General features: G+C 68.7%; 16 protein-coding genes. 11 read left to right on the forward strand and 5 right to left on the reverse strand.

All coding sequences use genetic code 11. The features are described 5' to 3' along the window. Positions 1-325 (forward strand): IS5/IS1182 family transposase (locus tag B0293_RS28465; RefSeq protein ID WP_077241405.1); only part of this gene is annotated, 325 nt, incomplete at its 5' end. A 546-nt stretch (positions 326-871) separates the two neighbouring features. Here the strand turns inward: B0293_RS28465 and B0293_RS28470 are convergent. The 4 genes from B0293_RS28470 to B0293_RS28485 all read right to left on the reverse strand — a co-directional run bounded on the left by B0293_RS28470 (position 872) and on the right by B0293_RS28485 (position 5,224). Continuing rightward, entirely contained in the window at positions 872-1,543 is a 672-nt protein-coding gene (locus B0293_RS28470; RefSeq protein WP_005164935.1) for a TetR/AcrR family transcriptional regulator, read from the reverse strand. A gap of 74 nt (positions 1,544-1,617) precedes the next feature. Beyond that, on the reverse strand, positions 1,618-3,063 hold the full coding sequence (locus tag B0293_RS28475; RefSeq protein WP_005164934.1) for an aldehyde dehydrogenase: 1,446 nt from the start codon (positions 3,061-3,063) through the stop codon (positions 1,618-1,620). Next, positions 3,063-4,187, reverse strand: coding sequence for an NAD(P)-dependent alcohol dehydrogenase (locus B0293_RS28480; RefSeq protein ID WP_005164932.1), 1,125 nt, complete (start codon positions 4,185-4,187; stop codon positions 3,063-3,065). Before B0293_RS28480 ends, B0293_RS28475 begins: the two co-directional genes overlap by 1 nt. 83 nt (positions 4,188-4,270) lie before the next feature. After that, on the reverse strand, positions 4,271-5,224 hold the full coding sequence (locus B0293_RS28485; RefSeq protein WP_039919314.1) for an esterase/lipase family protein: 954 nt from the start codon (positions 5,222-5,224) through the stop codon (positions 4,271-4,273). A gap of 161 nt (positions 5,225-5,385) precedes the next feature. Between B0293_RS28485 and B0293_RS28490 the strand changes: the two genes are divergently transcribed. The 10 genes from B0293_RS28490 to B0293_RS28535 all read left to right on the forward strand — a co-directional run bounded on the left by B0293_RS28490 (position 5,386) and on the right by B0293_RS28535 (position 15,553). Beyond that, positions 5,386-7,044, forward strand: a complete 1,659-nt coding sequence (locus B0293_RS28490; protein WP_005164929.1) for an AMP-binding protein — start codon at positions 5,386-5,388, stop codon at positions 7,042-7,044. A gap of 86 nt (positions 7,045-7,130) precedes the next feature. Continuing rightward, complete coding sequence (locus B0293_RS28495; protein WP_005164927.1) at positions 7,131-7,934, forward strand: crotonase/enoyl-CoA hydratase family protein; 804 nt, start codon at positions 7,131-7,133, stop codon at positions 7,932-7,934. Positions 7,935-7,939: 5 nt separating this feature from the next. Further along, on the forward strand, positions 7,940-9,100 hold the full coding sequence (locus B0293_RS28500; RefSeq protein WP_039919313.1) for a thiolase family protein: 1,161 nt from the start codon (positions 7,940-7,942) through the stop codon (positions 9,098-9,100). Continuing rightward, entirely contained in the window at positions 9,097-9,498 is a 402-nt protein-coding gene (locus B0293_RS28505; protein ID WP_005164923.1) for a Zn-ribbon domain-containing OB-fold protein, read from the forward strand. The genes B0293_RS28500 and B0293_RS28505 overlap by 4 nt, the downstream gene beginning before the upstream one ends. A gap of 5 nt (positions 9,499-9,503) precedes the next feature. Continuing rightward, positions 9,504-11,162, forward strand: a complete 1,659-nt coding sequence (locus B0293_RS28510) for an AMP-binding protein (protein WP_005164914.1) — start codon at positions 9,504-9,506, stop codon at positions 11,160-11,162. A 49-nt stretch (positions 11,163-11,211) separates the two neighbouring features. Further along, positions 11,212-11,403: a ferredoxin gene (locus B0293_RS28515; protein ID WP_005164913.1), complete on the forward strand. Its 192-nt coding sequence runs from the start codon at positions 11,212-11,214 to the stop codon at positions 11,401-11,403. A gap of 1 nt (position 11,404) precedes the next feature. Beyond that, positions 11,405-12,604: an NAD(P)/FAD-dependent oxidoreductase gene (locus tag B0293_RS28520; RefSeq protein ID WP_005164912.1), complete on the forward strand. Its 1,200-nt coding sequence runs from the start codon at positions 11,405-11,407 to the stop codon at positions 12,602-12,604. Between the two features lie 60 nt (positions 12,605-12,664). Next, positions 12,665-13,894 (forward strand): cytochrome P450, encoded by a 1,230-nt coding sequence (locus B0293_RS28525; RefSeq protein ID WP_005164911.1) that lies wholly within the window; start codon positions 12,665-12,667, stop codon positions 13,892-13,894. A 21-nt stretch (positions 13,895-13,915) separates the two neighbouring features. Next, the gene (locus B0293_RS28530; RefSeq protein ID WP_005164910.1) at positions 13,916-14,677 is read left to right on the forward strand and encodes a 3-hydroxyacyl-CoA dehydrogenase; all 762 of its coding nucleotides are present in this window, start codon (positions 13,916-13,918) and stop codon (positions 14,675-14,677) included. 63 nt (positions 14,678-14,740) lie between these two features. Beyond that, positions 14,741-15,553, forward strand: a complete 813-nt coding sequence (locus B0293_RS28535) for an enoyl-CoA hydratase/isomerase family protein (RefSeq protein WP_005164908.1) — start codon at positions 14,741-14,743, stop codon at positions 15,551-15,553. Between the two features lie 270 nt (positions 15,554-15,823). Here B0293_RS28535 and B0293_RS28540 read toward each other — a convergent pair whose 3' ends face one another. After that, positions 15,824-17,185: an NAD(P)/FAD-dependent oxidoreductase gene (locus B0293_RS28540; RefSeq protein WP_005164906.1), complete on the reverse strand. Its 1,362-nt coding sequence runs from the start codon at positions 17,183-17,185 to the stop codon at positions 15,824-15,826. Positions 17,186-17,188 lie beyond the last annotated feature (3 nt).

Here is a 17,188-nt window from a genome sequence, read left to right on the forward strand (position 1 = left end):
GATGGCGATCCCCGCGGTCAGGTCCCACCGCGGCCCGCGACGCCGCAAGCCCGCCAAGCTACACGCAGACAAGGCCTACGACCAGCCCGCGCTCCGACGATGGGTCCACGACCGCGGCATCACAGTCCGCATCGCCCGCAAAGGCATCGAAGCAGGCGACAAACTCGGCAAGCACCGCTGGGTGATCGAGCGAACCATGGCCTGGCTCACCGGATACCGCCGCCTCACCCTCCGCTACGAACGCAAAGCCGAACACCTCCTCGCATTCCTCACCCTCGGAGCCGCCCTCAGCTGCCACAAGAAACTCCGAAAACTCACCACGTAAGACACGCTCTAAGTCCGCGACAAACAATCCAGCTTTGGAAGAGGTTCGTCAGCATGATCGAGTTCTCTACGTGGCTCAACCTGGGACTGCTGGCGCCTGCCGTCGCAGTAGTGATCATGCGACGCCGAGCATCGGCCATCAGCGAAGCTGAGCTCGACCTCCTCGGTGAACCCAACCGAGCTGACGCAACGGATCCTGCTGTGGCACGCGCCGCTCAGCAAGCGAGCCTTGTCAGGATCCTCGCTGAGAGTTCAGTCTCCGATTTCAAGGAGTCCGTCCCGCCGACATCGCGTCCTTCGCCCGCCCGACTACCGAGTCGAACGCAACGCACAGACAGAATCCGCTCAAACTGGGGGAGCAGCTGCCCGCACCCTTGCTGCTGTGTCAGCCGTCGCAGCGATCATATACGGCATCGTCCACCTCGATGCACCCGTAGGAGCTCATGGGCGCAATTTGACCGGGCACATGTTGATGCACGACGAGCCGTATCGATTCATCGGCGAGCACCTGTCCCATCCCTGGCTGGCTAAAGGAGTCGTGTCGGAGCTATTCGGGGCTCTCCCCCACCGCTGTGAGGCATTCCCGCACCACGGCGACCACGGCTCCCTTCGGATCCGCCACTTGCTGCAGCCCGTACCGGTCCAGCAGCAGGCCACCGAGGAAGACGTCGACCATCGACGCCCCTACCTCTTCGGGGGTCTGGGGCCCCTTGGGATCGAACCAGACCCACATCCATTGCACAGAGCCGAAAAGCTGCAAGGTGGCGACCCGGGCGTCGACTTTCCGGAAGAGGCCTGCGTCGACGCCGTGCTGTAGTTCGGTTTCGGTCAGGCGCTGCATCTCACCGCGTAGTTTGCGGACTTCCCGCATCGCCGGGTCATCCGACAGCTGCACGACCTCGCGCTGGGTCGCAACGGTGGCGTGGCGGTCGACGACGTGCAGGAGAACCGAAGCGTAGATGATCGCGGCCACGCGCTCTTGCGGTTTCTCCAGGCGTTCCCACATTCCCTGGACCGCGTGGAGCTGGCGGCGCATGTAGTTCTCTTCCACTTCGCGCAGCATCTGGGCCTTGGTGCCGAAGTGGTGGACGATGGTCCCTTTGGACATGCCGAGCTCTTCGGCGATGTCGCCCAGGTTGGTCTGATCGTACCCGCGCTCGGCGACGTGCCGAGCGAACGTCTCCAGGATCTCTGCTCGCCTGCCGACTGGTCGGGGCACCGCGTTCTCCCTGTGTCTCGTTTGGTAACCGTACGGACGGTCGATCCTGGCCAGTCTAGAAGACCGGCCAGGATTCAGGGCAGGTAGATGGATTTGTATCGCTGGTACGCGGTCAGGCCTTCCGGGCCGAGTTCGCGGCCGAGGCCGCTGGCTTTGACGCCGCCGAACGGCGCACCGGGGTCCATGGTGAAGCCGTTGACGCCGATGGTGCCGGTGGCGACCTTGCGGGCGAGGGCGTGTCCGCGGTCGGTGTCGGCCGTCCAGACGGTGCCGCCGAGGCCGTAGTCGGAGTCGTTGGCGATGCGGATGGCGTCGTCGTCATCGGTGAAGGGGATGATCGCCAGCACCGGGCCGAAGATCTCTTCCCTGGCGATGGTGTGGTCGTTGGCGACGTCGGCGAAGATCGTCGGCTCGAGGTACCAGCCGCGGTCGAAGCCCGTGGGACGGCGGCCTCCGGTGGTGATCCGGCCGCCTTCGGCCGTGCCTGTGGCGATGTAGGCCTCGACGCTGTCGCGTTGCTTTCGACTGGCCAGCGGGCCGATCACGGTGGCCTTGTCCAGCGGATCGCCGATGGGCAGGGACGAGGCCAGCGCGGTGAAGGCGTCGACTACTTCGTCGTAGCGGCTTCGCGGGGCGAGGATGCGGGTGCTGATGAAGCAGCTCTGTCCCTGGTTGAGCAGACAGGAACTGAACATCCCCTTCATGCTCACCGTGAGGTCGGCGTCGTCGAGGATGATCCCGGCGGACTTGCCTCCCAGCTCGAGGGTCACCGGACGCAGCAGCCGTCCACACGTTTCCGCGATCGACCTGCCTGCTTCGGTGGAGCCGGTGAAGGCGATCTTGTCCACGCCGGGGTGGCGTACCAGGTGTGCTCCCGCTCCGCGGCCTGAGCCGGGCACGATGTTGAGTACGCCGGGCGGGAGGCCGGCGGCGATCGCGGCGTCGGCGATCAAGAGGGCGTCGAGCACCGTCTCCGAGGAGGGCTTGAGCACCACGGTGCATCCCGCGGCGAGGGCGGGGGCGAGTTTGAAGAAAGTCAGGGACTGAGGGAAGTTCCAGGGCACGATCGCCCCGACCACCCCGATCGGTTCCTTGCGGACGGCGGTGGTGCCGCTGACCAGGGATGTCCGGAGCTCTTCGGGTGGCTGCTCGCGGATCAGGCCCGCGTAGTACCGCAGGAGGTTGGCCGGGACGAGCCCCTCGGTCTGCCGTGCGATGCGAATGGGCATGCCATTCTGGCTGCTCACGTGCCGCGCGATCTCGCCACTGCGGGCCGACAGTTCGGCGGCGAACCGTTCCAGGACTTCGGCCCGTGCCGCTGCTTCCCAGGATGACCAGCCGCGAGGATCGTCGAAGGCGCGTCGGGCCGCGGCGACAGCGGCGTCGATGTCGGCTTCCACTCCGGCGGCGACGTGACCGAGCAGTTCCTCGGTGCTCGCGGAATGGACCGCGATCCGTTGGGAGGTCGACGGCCGTGTCCAGCCGCCGTCGATGAACAGGGCCTCGGCTTGAACTGTCATCACAGCTCCTTGGTCGGGGTGGGCAACAGGACGGGTTTCACGACGGAACCGGCGTGCATCGCGGCCTCCGCGTCGTTGATCTCGTCCAGGGGGAAGGTGGTGATGAGCTTGTCGAACGGAAACCGGCCCTGCCGCCACAGCGCGATGAGCCGCGGAATCAGCAGCTTGGGCACGGCGTCGCCTTCGAGGATTCCCTTGACGGTGCGGCCGAGCGCGAACTGATCGGGCCTGATCGCGAGTGCCCCGCGCTGCACTCCGAGCAGTCCGCACACTCCGCGCAGGCGGAGCACGTCGATCGCGGTGGTGATCACCGCGGGGACACCGGTGGTGTCCAAGGTGTACTCGAGACCGCCGCCCGTGAGTTTCTTCAGGTGCTGGGTCAGGTCCGGGGTCGTGGCGTCGACGACGTGGGTGGCGCCCAGTTCTTCGGCGAGCCGCAACCGTTCCGGGTTGAGATCGACCGCGACGATGGTCGTCGCGCCGGCGACGCGGGCGGCCATGATCGCGGAGAGCCCGACGGTTCCGGCGCCGAACACGGCCAGGCCGGTTCCGGGTACGAGATCGAGGGAGTTGAAGACCGACCCGGCGCCGGTCAGGACACCGCAGGCCAGCGGTCCGAGCAGTTCCAGCGGCAGCGCCGGGTCGACCTTGATGGTGTTGCGCGCCGCGACGACGGCGTGTGTGGCGAAGGAGGACTGGCCGAACCACCGGCCTTTGACGGCGTTGCCCTCGGCGTCGCGGGCCCCCGTCGAGCGGTCGGCACGCTTGCCCGACATGTTGCGGGGCCAGAACGACTCGCAGTACGCAGGCTGGGCGGCCAGGCAGTTCGCGCAGTCGCCGCAGGAGTCGAAGGAGAGCACGACGTGGTCGCCGACCAGCGGGTCGGCGACGCCGTCACCGACGGCCTCCACCACTCCGGCGGCCTCGTGGCCGGCGATCACCGGTGGCTTCACGACCGGCGTGCGAGGCAGCAGGTCGGTGTGGCAGAGCCCGACACCGGCGATCCGCACGACGACCTCGCCGCGGCCGGGGGCGTCCAGGACGACGTTTTCGAGCCGGAACGGCCCGTCCGGTGTGCGGAGCACGGCGGCGGTCGCTCGCACGGTGCCGGTCGTGATGGTCATGGATACCCGTCTTCCTCGGTGAACGGCGGAGGTGTTCCCTCTCACTGTCTACAGACCGTACGTGCGGTCAGTCAAGTTCTCCGCTACGGTCGGGTGTAGTCGGGCAGCTCGGGTTCGGCGGGCAGCTTCGGCTGGGTCAGGCCCAGGATGCCGCCGAGAGCGCTGCCGACCGTGGGAATGGCATCGGCGAGACCGAGCAGGTTCACGTTGGGCAGGAAGGGTTTCCAGCATCGGGCCTTGATGCGGCTCGCGACAGCGGGGCCGTCGTGGGTGAGGGCGTCGGCGGCGATCTGCCAGGCGACGTCGTCGGCGAGCATCGTGACGTGGTCGGCGAGGCGGCCGGGGCAGAAGTCCTGGACGGTGAAGTTCGCCGCGCCGTCGAGCCGTCCCGCTTGCGGCGCCGGGGTGACGACCTCGTCGAACACGGTCTGGACGGTGGTGTACGACGGCCCTGAAGGGAGGGGGTCACGGGTCATCCTGGTCAGCAGGTTCGAACCGATCCGGGCCTGCCAGGAGATCGCCGTGCAGGGGCCTGCGCAGACGAGGTTGCCGATCACGGTGCCGTGGAAGTCACCGGACAATGCGACCACGTCGTCGACCTTGCCCGGCAGGTCGGGCCAGAACCGCAGGGACCACAGGATGTGCGTGCCGCCCTGACTGTGGCCCAGGAGGGAAACCTTGCGGCCGCTCAGGTCGTGGACGTGGCGGATGGCGTGGACGAGGTACTCGTTGGCGACGGGAACGCTGATCAGCGCCCGTTCCGGCAGCGCCACCGAGCACACCGGGACCCCCAGCGCGGGCAGTGCGCGTTCGTAGTTCCAGCTCCAGGACTCCCTCGGCGTCGAGCCGGTGCCGTGCACCAGCAGCACCGGGTTGGCCTTGGCGTCCTCGATGTCAGGGGTGCACGTGACGGCCGCGTCCATCGCGGCCTCCGGCGCCGCCAGCGGCGGGCCAAGGTCTTCGGCCGCCGCCGCGGGCACCCCGAAAAGGGTCATGGCCAGGACGGCGAACAACGCCGGGATCATGCGAGCAACCATGGTGTCTCACCCATCTCGCGCTTCGTTGCGCGGTGAGGTCGGAGCACGTCGCAGCCTTCTGAACACCTCGGACGATGTATTGACTGTACGTGCGGTCGGGCTCATAGTTGCTCAAAGTCAACGTCGACACAAGGCGGCCGTCGCGCCGATTTAGGAGAGCCATGACCGAGCCCCTGACCTTTCCCGAGGCGTTCCAGCACACCGTCTCGGTCAAGCCGGACGCCGTCTCGCTGCGCACTTTGGACGACAGCCCGGACCTCACCTGGCGCGCCTACGGCGATGCGGTACGCCGCATCGCGGGCGGGCTCGCCGCGTTGGGTGTCCACCGTGGACAGACCGTCGCGACGATGTTGACCAACCGCACCGAGTTCCATTTGAGCGAGACCGCCGCCTCTCATCTCGGAGCGACGACGTTCTCGATCTACAACACCAGCTCCCCGGAGCAGATCGGTTACCTGCTCGGCCACGCCGGCACGAGGGTGGTGATCTGTGAACGGCAGTTCGCCAGCCGGATCAGCGCGGCGGGCGGCCCGGTCGAGCATCTCCTGGTCGTCGACGACGGCGACCTCGACCGGCTGACACCCTCCCCTGGCTTCGACTTCGAGGCTTCCTGGCGTTCGGTGCGGCCGGATGACGTGCTCTGCCTGCTCTACACGTCGGGGACGACCGGGCCCCCGAAAGGCGTCGAGCACACCCACCGCGGCGCGCTCGCGCTGGCGAAGAGCTTCAGCTCGTCTTTTCCGATGGGCGACGACGACACGGAGATCTCGTATCTGCCCGCAGCCCACGCCGCGGACCGGTTCCTCAGCCATTACTTCGCCATGCGCCACGGCGTCGAAGTCACTCCGGTCGCCGATCTGCGGCAACTACCCGCCGCGTTGGCCGCCGTGCACCCGACGACGTTCGCGGCGGTACCGCGGGTCTGGGAGAAGATCAAGCTGGGACTGGAGATGCGGCTGCAAGCCGATCCCGGACTCGCCGCGGGCTTCCGGGCCGGTGAACCACGGGTACTGGCCGCCGTACGCGCCCAGTCCGGCTTGGACAAGCTTCGCTGGGCCCTGTCCGGCGCCGCCGCGATCCCGCCCGACGTCTACGCCTTCCTCGAACTTCTCGGAATTCCCGTCAGCGAGGCATGGGGCATGTCGGAGTGCGGCCTCGGCATCGGCTCGCCGCCCGCACAGGCTCGAGCGGGAACGATCGGTGCACCCCTGCCCGGACTCGAAACCCGCCTGACCGAGGACGGCGAACTCCTGGTACGTGGCCCCTTCCTGATGAAGGGATACCGCAACGACCCGGCCAAGACCGCCGAGACGATCGACCCGGAAGGCTGGTTGCACACCGGCGACATCGTGACCGTCGCCGACGACGGTCACATCACGATCGTCGACCGCAAGAAGGAGCTGATCATCAACGCGAGCGGCAAGAACATGTCCCCCACCAACATCGAGAACGCCATCAGCTCAGGCTCCCCGCTCATCGGCCCGATGATGGTGGTCGGTGACAACAAGCCCTACAACGTCGCACTGATCACCCTGGACCCCGACGTCGCCGCGGCCTTCGGCGAGAAACTCGGCCTCGAACCCGACCCCGCCGTCCTGGTCAAGGACGAGCGCATCCGGCACGCCGTCCAGGACGCGGTCGACACCGGGAACGCGAAGCTCTCGCGAGTGGAGCAGGTCAAGCAGTTCACCCTGGTCCCGGCGTTCTGGGAACCCGGCGGCGACGAGATCACCCCGACGATGAAGGTCCGGCGCAAACCCATCGCCCAGAAGTACGCGACCGAGATCACCGAGCTGTACGCCCAGCGCGCGGACGGCTGACCCACCCCGAAACGATCGGGGCACACTCTTGCCTTTTTGATTGACCGTCCGTACGGTCATTCTAGAATCGAGGCTGCGGAGGAGACATGCCAGACACCTTGCCCACCGACGAACCCCCGGCGACCTTGCGCCGGATCGGGCACATCGCGCTCATCACCTTGAACCGGCCCCAGGTGATGAACGCCGTCAACGCCGCGATGTCGGTGGCGGTGGAGGCCGCGGTCGACGAGTTCGCCGCCGACCCCGAGCTGCGTGTCGGTGTGCTGACCGGCGCGGGCCGCGCCTTCAGCGCCGGAGCGGACCTCAAGGAGGTCGCGGCCGGCCGTCCGCTCATCGCCCGGGAGCAGCGCGAACGCGGCTTCGGCGGGTTCCTCAAGCGCCGGCTGGACAAACCGGTGATCGCCGCGGTCAACGGCTACGCGTTCGGCGGTGGCACGGAGCTCATGCTCGCCTGCGACCTGGCGGTGATGAGCGACAGCGCCGAGCTCGGGCTGCCCGAGGTCACCCGCGGCATCATCGCCGCGGGTGGGGGCCTGTTGCGGCTGGCCCGGCGCGTCCCGCTGGCGATCGCCCTGGAGGCCACCCTCACCGGCGCGCCGATCACGGCCGAGTCCGCGTTGCACTGGGGTCTGGTCAACCGGGTCGTTCCTCAGGAGAAGGTGCTCGACGAGGCTCTGGCGCTGGCGAACGTGATCGCGGCGAACGCGCCATTGGCGGTGCAGGCCAGCAAACGTGTCATTCACCAGATGCTCGCGCTCGGTTCGGACTGGGAGCCTGCCGCTTGGGAGCTGTCCGACGCCGAGGCGGTCACGGTCATGAAGACCGCCGACGCCAAGGAGGGCCCCCGCGCGTTCGCAGAGAAACGCAAGCCCAGCTGGGAAGGCCGGTGACGCGCATGGGCGGGGCGGCGATCGCCGGACTCGGTCTCACCGACGTCGGCAAGATCTATGACCGCAGCGCGACCGACCTGGCCGCCGAGGCCGTACGTCTCGCCGCCGCCGACGCCGGACTGGCGATGTCCGAAGTGGACGGGCTGCTCGTCACCCCCGGTGTGCGAGGAGCGCCGCGGTTGTCGCTGCAGAAAGTCCTCGGGTTGACCGACCTGCGTCTGCTCGCCGAGATCAGCGCACTGGGCGCCGGTCCGGCGGTGATGATCGCCCACGCCGCGGCGGCGATCGAGCGTGGCGAGGCGACCGCGGTCGCCTGCGTGTTCGCCGACACGCCGCTCAAGCCGCAGGGTTCCGGTCGGGACGCGTTCGGCGGGTCCGGCCGTTCACTGCCGAAGGGTTTCGCCGGGTATCACGCGGGGATCGGGGCGGTGACCCCCAACCTGTTCTACGCCTTGGCCGCGCGCCGGCACTTCGAGACCTACGGCACGACCAGCGAACAGCTCGGCGCGATCGCCGTGGCCCAGCGCGCGTGGGCGGCGTACAACCCCGACGCTCAGCACCGCGCACCGCTGACACTGGCCGAACACCAGAACTCGCCGCTCATCGCCGATCCGCTGCGTCTGCTGGACTGCTGCCTGGTGTCCAACGGTGCCGCCGCGGTCATCGTCACCAGCGCCGAACGCGCCCGCGACCTCGCCCAGCCCCCGGTCGGCGTCCTCGGCTGGGGGCAGGCACATCCGGGGCGGGTGATGCACCACGACTCGCGATTCGGCCTGCGCACGGGCGCCGCCGAGGCCGGGCCGCGAGCCCTGCGCATGGCCGGGGTCACCGTCGACGACATCGACCTCCTGCAGCTGTACGACTGCTACACCTACACCGTCCTGGTCACGCTCGAGGACTACGGCTTCTGCCCGAAAGGCGAGGGCGGGACGTTCGTCGTCGACGGACGGCTCGCCCCCGGCGGTTCCCTGCCGTGCAACACCGGCGGCGGCCAGCTGTCGGCCTACTACCTGACCGGGTTCACCCCCATCGTCGAAGCCGTGATCCAGGGGCGCGGACAGGCCGCAGCACGCCAGGTGGCCCGGCGGGACGTGATCATGGTCAGCGGCAACGGCGGCATCCTCGAACACCACGCGACCCTGATCCTGAACGGAGCGGGCCGATGACCGAGCACGCCTGGCCTCCCATCACCCGTGACGCGAAGAGCGGCCCGTTCTTCGACGCCGCGGCACGGGACGAACTGCTGATCAAACACTGCGACCGTTGCGCGCGGGCGGCGGCACCGGATGCCGCCGTGTGCCCGGCCTGTGGCGGGACCGAACTGAGCTGGGTTCGCGCGGCGGGAACGGCGACGTTGGTGTCCTGGACCGTCGTGCACCGCGCACCCAACCGGGCCTACACCGACCTCGTGCCTTACACCGTCGGGATCGTTGAACTCGCCGAGGGACCCTGGCTCCACGCACGGGTGGACACCGCCACGCCGTCGGCAGGGATGCCCCTGCGCGCCGAGTTCGTGCACGCCGACGGCAGCGAAAGCCATCCGATCTTCACCGCGGGAGCGTGATTCCGATGCCCGAACTGGACTTGGCGTCCCTGCACGAAGCCATCGCCGCCGAACTCGGCGACGAACCCTGTGTGATCGCCCGCCGCGTGGTGTCCTGGCGCGAGATGACCGACCGCACCCGCAGGCTCGCCGCGGTCCTGCGGGAGCACGGTCTCGGCCGCCGCGCCGAGCACGTCGAAGCATGGGAGACCGGGCAGGACCACCTCGGGGTGTTGCTGCACAACGGATCCGAGTACCTCGAAGGGGTGCTCGGCGCGCACAAGGCGTCCGTGGCGCCCTTCAACATCAACTACCGGTACACCCAGGAGGAACTCGCGTATCTGCTGCGCGACGCACACCCGAGCGTGCTGCTGTACGCGGCCCGCTTCGCCCCCTCGCTCGCGGAGGTACTTCCCCAGCTCGACCACTCGCCGCTCCTGCTGCAAGTCGACGATGGAACACCCGGACCGCTGCTGCCGGGCGCGCTCGACTACGAGACCGCGCTCGCCGGGGCCGACCCGGCCGACGGTGCGCCGAAAACGAGCCCGGCCGACGCTCACCTGCTCTACACCGGCGGCACCACCGGAATGCCCAAGGGCGTCATCTGGCGGGTCGGTGACCTGGTCGCCGGGCCGATGGGTGTGCGCGACCGCGACGGCTCCGCCCTCACCGACGTCGAGCAGGCCGTCCGCCGCGCCCTGGCGATCCGCGGCCGCGTCCTGCCCGCTCCCCCGCTGATGCACGGCGCCGGCACCGGTATCGCACTCGGCGGATGGCTCAGCGGCGCCACCGTGGTGATCCAGCCCCGTCCCGAACACTTCGACGCGGCCACGCTGCTCAAGACCTGCGAGCGCCGGCACGTCACGTCGATGGCCATCGTCGGCGACGCGTTCGGCGCTCCCCTGGTGGCCGAGCTCGAACTGCGGCCGCGGCCGTTGCCGGACCTGCGGCTGATCGTCAACAGCGGAGCGGCCCTGCGCGAGGAAATCAAGACCCGCCTGAAGGAACTGCTGCCACAGCTGCGGATCACTGACATGCTCGGCTCCTCCGAAACGGGGCTGCACGCCAAACGGGGCTCCGGCAACCGGTTCGCGGGCAAGGGCAACGCCGTGGTGCTCGCCGACGACCGCGCCCGCCTCCTCGCCCCCGGCGATGACGAGATCGGCTGGCTGGCCCAGGGCGGCCACATCCCTCGCGGCTACCTCGGCGACCGGGACAAGACCGCCGCCACCTTCGTCACCGTGGACGAGACGCGGTACTCGGTGCCGGGTGACCGGGCGCGACTGCTCGCCGACGGCGGCATCGAGTTCTTCGGCCGTGAGGCCACCACCATCAACACCGGGGGCGAGAAGGTCTTCGCCGAGGAAGTCGAACAGGTCCTCCGGGCCTTGCCGGGCGTCGCGGACGCCCTGGTCGTGGGACGCGCCAGCGAACGCTGGGGCCAGGAAGTCGTCGCGCTCTACCAATCCGCCACCGAGGTCCCCCCGACCGCGGACGAGCTCGCCGCGGGCTGCCGAGAACGGCTCGCGGGCTACAAGGTCCCGAAGGAATTCATCCGGACCGACAAAGTCCACCGGCACGACAACGGCAAGGCCGACTACACGTGGGCCCGCGACGCCGCGGAGACGAGGAAGGGCGGGACGCCCGCCTGCTCGGCATCGGCGGCGGCGCGAACGAAGTCATGAACGAGACCATCGCCAAGAACCTGAACCTCGACACCATAGGGAGCGCGCGATGAAGATCGTGCTGGACAGGGGCCGCTGCACCGGCCTGGGAATCTGCGAATCGCTGGCGCCGGACCATTTCGAGATCGACGACAACGGCGATCTCGTCCTGCTCGACGAGGTCGCCGAGGGGGACGCGCTCGCGGAGGTCGAAGCGGCCGTGGCGGGTTGTCCCACCGAGGCGTTGCGGCTGGAGAACTGAGGTGGGCGGCCTTGTCGTGGTCGGCGCGTCACTGGCCGGGCTGCGCGCGGTCGAGGCCGCCCGCAAGACCGGCTTCGACGGGCCGATCACCCTCATCGGCGCCGAAGAACACCTGCCCTACGACCGGCCCCCGCTGTCGAAAGCCTTTCTGGCAAAGGAAGACACCGCGCCGCCGATGTTCCGCGACGAGCAGGTACTGCGCGACGAACTCGGCGTGCACCTGGCCCTCGGCCGGCCGGCGTCCGGTGTGGACACCCGTCGCAGGACGGTCCGCGTCGGCGACGAGGACTACGGGTACGACACGCTGGTGATCGCGACCGGTGCCCGCGCCCGCACCGTCCCCGGCTGGGACACGCTGCGCGGCGTGTACACCCTGCGCACCCTCGACGACGCGATCGCCGTGCGCACGGCCCTCACCCCCGGCACGAACCTGGTCGTGGTCGGGGCCGGCTTCATCGGCTCCGAGGTCGCCTCCAGCGCACGGGACCGCGGGCTCACGGTGACCATCGTGGAAGCCCAGCCCACTCCCCTGGTCCGGGCCGTCGGCGCGCACATGGGCGCGGCGTGCTCGTCGCTGCACGCACGCAACGGCACCACGTTGCGCTGTGGCGTCGGTGTGGCCGCGATCGAAGGCGACGGCGCGGTGGAACGGGTCCGGCTTTCCGACGGCACAGTGCTCAAGGCGGACATGGTCGTCGTGGGAGTGGGCGCGTCCCCGGCCACCCAGTGGCTGGCCGGTTCCGGCCTGACACTGGAGGACGGCGTGGTCTGCGACGAGACGCTCCACACCGGAGCTCCCGGCGTCTACGCCGCGGGCGACGTCGCCCGCTGGCACAACCCGGTGTTCTCCCGGCACATGCGGCTGGAGCATTGGACCAGTGCGGCCGAACAGGGTGCGCTGGCGGCGCGCAACGCACTGGATCCCGCCAACGCCCGGCCGTACGCGACCGTGCCGTACTTCTGGTCGGACTGGTACGGCAGCCGCTTCCAGTTCGTCGGCATCCCGGCGACCGACGAAGTACGCGTCGTCGACGGCGACACCGACGGTGCCGGCTTCACCGCGCTCTACCGCGAAGGCGACCGGCTCGCCGGGGCACTCACCCTGAACCGGCCGCGGGACATCATGAAGTACCGCCGGCTCATCGCCGGAGAATCCTCCTGGGACGACGGCCTCGCCTTCGCGAAGACTCGCACCACTTGACTGACCGTCCGTACGGTCATAACCTCATCCCTGCACGTCCACACGACTTGAGGAGGCGGCGTGACACTTCCCGACCTGGGCGATCCCGACACGTATCAGGACGGCTTCCCGCACGCCTTGTTCGCCCGCTTGCGCCGCGAGAGCCCGGTCGTGTGGTGCCCTGAACCGGCCACCGACGGCTTCGACGGCGGCCCCGGCCTCTGGGCCGTCACCCGTCACGCCGACGTCGTGGCGGCAGGCAAACGCACCGAGGTGTTCAGCTCCCACGAGGGCGGCACGTTCATCCGCGACAGCAGCCCCCGGGAGCTGCGCGACATGCGCCGCGCGATGCTCAACACCGACCCACCGGAGCATTCGAAACTGCGCCGGATCGTCAGCAAGGCGTTCACCCCGCGCGTCGTGGCGGGTATGAGCGAATCGATCACCCGCCATGCCCGCGATGTGGTGGACAAGCTCGGCGACGGCGGCGATCTGGACTTCGTCGAGCACGTTTCGGCCGAGATGCCACTGCTCGTGCTCGCGGACATCCTCGGTGTCCCACCCGGCGACCGCCATCTGCTCTACGACTGGACCAACCGCATGGTCGGCTTCGGTGACCCGCAGATCGGCGATCCCAAGTCGTATGTCTCGGCGTTCATCGAGTTGTTCGCCTACGCCGCGGAGCTGACCAAGCGGAAGCGGGCGCATCCGACCGACGATGTCTGGAGCCTGGCGGTCAACGCCGAGGTCGACGGCGAACGGCTGTCCGACGACGACCTCGACCGGTTCTTCCAGCTGCTGGTCATCGCCGGCAACGAGACCACGCGGAACCTGTTCAACGGCACCATCCTGACGCTGTCACAGCACCCGGACCAATGGCGGCGGCTGCGGGCCGACCCCGGACTGCTGCCGACCGCGATCGAAGAGATCCTGCGCTACTTCCCGCCGGTCACCCAGTTCCGGCGGACCGCGGTGCAGGACATCGAACTGGGTGGGCAGCGGATCCGGGCGGGCGACAAGGTGGTGCTCTGCTACGCCTCGGCGAACCGGGACGAGGACGTCTTCACCGAGCCCGACCGGTTCGACATCACCCGTACCGAGAACCCGCACGTGTCCTTCGGCGCCGGCCCGCACTTCTGCCTCGGCAACGCCGTGGCACGCCTCGAAGCACGGGCGCTGCTCCCGATCCTGTTCGACCGGTTCCCCACCATCGAGGTGATCGGCGAACCGGTGCGCGCGCGATCCAACTTCATCAACGGGATCAGCGAGCTTCCCGTCCGCTTGTCCACCGCAGTCGGCGCTCTCGCCTGAAGACCTAAAAGGACATCCACTATGGACATCACAGGAACCGTCGCGGTCGTCACCGGCGGCGCCTCCGGGCTGGGCCTGGCCACCGCACGCCGCATCGTGCAGGCGGGCGGGAACGTCGTCCTGCTCGACCTGCCCTCGTCTTCCGGCGAGCAGGCCGCGCGGGATTTGGGCGCCGCCGCACGTTTCGCCCCCGCCGACGTGACCGACGAGACCGCGGTCGCCGCCGCGCTGGACGTGGCCGAGCAGCTCGGCCCGCTACGCGCGGCCGTCAACTGCGCCGGAATCGGCAACGCCTACAAGACCGTCGGCAAGGACGGACCGTTCCCACTGGCCCAGTTCCGCAAGGTCATCGAGGTCAACCTGATCGGCACGTTCAACGTCACCCGGCTCGCCGCCGAACGCATCCTCGCCCACGACACGGTGGGAGGGGAACGCGGCGTGATCGTGTGCACCGCGTCGGTCGCCGCGTTCGACGGCCAGGTCGGCCAGGCCGCGTACTCCGCGTCCAAGGGCGGGATCGCGAGCATGACCCTGCCCATCGCCCGCGACCTCGCCGCCAAACAGGTCCGAATCATGACCGTCGCACCCGGGCTGTTCGACACTCCCCTGCTGGCAGGCCTGCCCGACGAAGCGAAAGCTTCGCTGGGCGCACAGGTGCCGCATCCCGCGCGGCTCGGCGACCCCGACGAGTACGCCGCGCTGGTCGAGCACATCATCGCCAACCCCATGCTCAACGGCGAAACGATCCGGCTCGACGGAGCCATCCGCATGGCCCCGCGCTAGCGCCGTGTCCGCCCACCCATCACGCCACCACACACCCGCAACGACACCCCCTGAGGTACATCCATGAGCCGCGAACCCGTGCGCCTCGACTGCGGGGACGGTGTCGCCCGCATCGGACTCGCTGTCCCCGAACGGAAGAACGCGATCGACCTGGAGCTCGCCACGGCGCTGGCGGAAGCTGTCCGCACCGTGGCCGCCATGCCCGATCTCGGCGCCACCGTGCTCTACGCCGAAGGTGACTCATTCTGCGTCGGCGGCGATCTCCGCACCTTCGCGGACACCACGACTCCGGGAGCCCTCGTCGGAAAAGTCGCCGACGCCGCCCACGCCGCCATTCGCGGCCTTCGTGCGCTGAAGATGCCGGTCATCAGCGCCGTCCAAGGAGCGTGTGCAGGCGGCGGTCTCGGCATCGCGCTCGCCGCGGACATCGTCATCGCCGGAAGCGACGCCCGCTTCCGCACCGCCTACACCGCGGCAGGGCTCTCACCCGACGGCGGCGTCTCCTGGATCCTGACCAGAACCCTCGGACCCGCCCGAGCCGCCGACCTCATCCTCACCAACCGCCAACTCGACGCCGGCACGGCCGAGCGCTACGGCCTGGTCAGCCGCGTGGCCGACAATCCCCTCGATGACGCCTGCAAGTTGGCCCACTCGCTGGCCCGTGGGCCACGGCAGGCGCTGGCCGCGTCCGCCCGCCTCGTCCGCGAAGCTCCGACTACGACACTGGAGCCGCATCTCGACAACGAAGCCCGTCAGATCGCCGCGCTGGCCGATACCGCGGAAGGATCGGAAGGGATCACCGCGTTCCTCGAACACCGGCCGGCCGATTTCGGCAAAGCCAGAACGAGAACCCAAAGCAAGGCATCGAATACTTGAGGCCGATCGACCACCTCATGGCCCTGGCTGAGACGCCTCGCAACCCTCTTGCGGAGGGCAGTTCCTCCAGCCTCCGCAAGAGGGGCCTGTCTGCTGCTTCCATCAACCCGCCCGCTCGTGGCCGAGCGAGTCGAGGTCGTCGTGGGCAGCCTGACTCCGATGTCCCGGGCCGACCGGTCGAGGTCAGTCCCTGGAAGGCGTCACACGCCGTGAAGGGTTTTAGCACGACCGCGTGCACGTCTCCGTGTGGAAGGGATTGCCGAGATGACCTTATGACGCGTTTCTCCGCAAGGTCCTCACCGATCCTCGTCGAGCGTTACGCCTGCTTCCATTCACGAAATCGTTGAAGCGGTCGACGGTCCAGATAGCGCGAAGCCCCAACGGACTCATCATCAGCGGGCGCGGGAACTTGGGCTTCTTCTGCCACAATCCCGCCAGGTCTTCGTGTCGCTCGCCGTCGACGATCAGGTCGGCGATGAGGGAGCCGACATAAGGGGCCTGAGCCAGACCGTGGCCGTTGCAGGCGATCGAGTAATAGACGGCGTCGTCGATCTGTCCGGCGACGGGCAGCCAGGACGGCGTGATCGCGATCCATCCTCCCCACGCGCGATCGATCGCGACATCGGACAGAGCCGGAAACCGTGTCGCGAAGGCTTCGGCGAGTTCTTCGACGAGCGCCTGGTCCGGTTCCTTCTCCGGGAGTGGATACGTCCGGCCGCGCTCGAGCCGCCGGACGCCGAAGACGACGGTGTTGCGCGGTGTCAGATGGTAGTTCTCCATGATGTTGTGCTGGGTGACGAGTCCGGAGCGGCTGCTCCACCCCAGCGTCGCCAACCGGACGGGATCGATGGGCTCGGTCTCCACCTCGATGACCCAGATGGGCACGGACAGCCGCGGCGGCGTGATGTCCCACTCCCCCGCGTACGCGTTCGTCGCCAGCACCGCCTTGTTCGCCCGCACTTCACCCCGAGGAGTGGTGATGACCACTTGGCCGCGGTCGCGCGCGACGTCGGTGACCTTCGTCTGCTCGAAGACTCGTGCAGGCGTGCGGAGCAGGACACGCCGCAGCCCCAAGGTGAATCGGCCGGGATTCATGATCCCACCGACCTTTTCGCGCATACCGCCGAGGAATCCGCGAGGGATCCCGAGTTCTTCGCTCGTGCCCAGTTCCACGTCGGCGCCGACGCGCTGAAGGATCTTGGTCACCCGGCGCACGCGGCCCAGCTGGCCACGGGACGTCGCCGCGAAGACATTGCCCGTCCGTTCGTAGTCGCAGTCGATATCGTGCTTCTCGATCAGACTCTCGACGTGGTGTGCGGCACGCTCGGCAAGGCCGATCATGCCGGGCATCTTCTTGCGGTAGAGGAGATTCAGCAGCTGGAGGTCGCCGCCCGGCGCACCCGCCAGCTGCCCGGCGTTACGGGAGCTGGCTCCGTGCCCGCAGAATTCGGCCTCCAGCAGCACCACGTCCTGCCCGCGTTCGGCCAGCCGCAGCGCTGTCGACATGCCGCCGATTCCGCCGCCGACGACCGCGACATCGCAGACGAGGTCCTCGGCCAGGGAAGGCAGGACGTCCTCGGGCGGATCGACCCAGCCACTGAAGGTGGTGTACTCGACGTTTTCGGTCTTCATCTC

The organism is Amycolatopsis azurea DSM 43854, assembly GCF_001995215.1.
Taxonomy (GTDB): Bacteria; Actinomycetota; Actinomycetes; order Mycobacteriales; family Pseudonocardiaceae; genus Amycolatopsis; species Amycolatopsis azurea.

Coding starts and splice junctions, on each gene's coding strand:
- B0293_RS28535 (WP_005164908.1), top strand. CDS start 14,741: ATGAGCCGCGAACCCGTGCGCCTCGACTGCGGGGACGGTGTCGCCCGC.
- B0293_RS28485 (WP_039919314.1), bottom strand. CDS start 5,224: ATGGTTGCTCGCATGATCCCGGCGTTGTTCGCCGTCCTGGCCATGACC.
- B0293_RS28480 (WP_005164932.1), bottom strand. CDS start 4,187: ATGACCATCACGACCGGCACCGTGCGAGCGACCGCCGCCGTGCTCCGC.
- B0293_RS28495 (WP_005164927.1), top strand. CDS start 7,131: ATGCCAGACACCTTGCCCACCGACGAACCCCCGGCGACCTTGCGCCGG.
- B0293_RS28515 (WP_005164913.1), top strand. CDS start 11,212: ATGAAGATCGTGCTGGACAGGGGCCGCTGCACCGGCCTGGGAATCTGC.
- B0293_RS28500 (WP_039919313.1), top strand. CDS start 7,940: ATGGGCGGGGCGGCGATCGCCGGACTCGGTCTCACCGACGTCGGCAAG.
- B0293_RS28490 (WP_005164929.1), top strand. CDS start 5,386: ATGACCGAGCCCCTGACCTTTCCCGAGGCGTTCCAGCACACCGTCTCG.
- B0293_RS28475 (WP_005164934.1), bottom strand. CDS start 3,063: ATGACAGTTCAAGCCGAGGCCCTGTTCATCGACGGCGGCTGGACACGG.
- B0293_RS28505 (WP_005164923.1), top strand. CDS start 9,097: ATGACCGAGCACGCCTGGCCTCCCATCACCCGTGACGCGAAGAGCGGC.
- B0293_RS28530 (WP_005164910.1), top strand. CDS start 13,916: ATGGACATCACAGGAACCGTCGCGGTCGTCACCGGCGGCGCCTCCGGG.
- B0293_RS28540 (WP_005164906.1), bottom strand. CDS start 17,185: ATGAAGACCGAAAACGTCGAGTACACCACCTTCAGTGGCTGGGTCGAT.
- B0293_RS28510 (WP_005164914.1), top strand. CDS start 9,504: ATGCCCGAACTGGACTTGGCGTCCCTGCACGAAGCCATCGCCGCCGAA.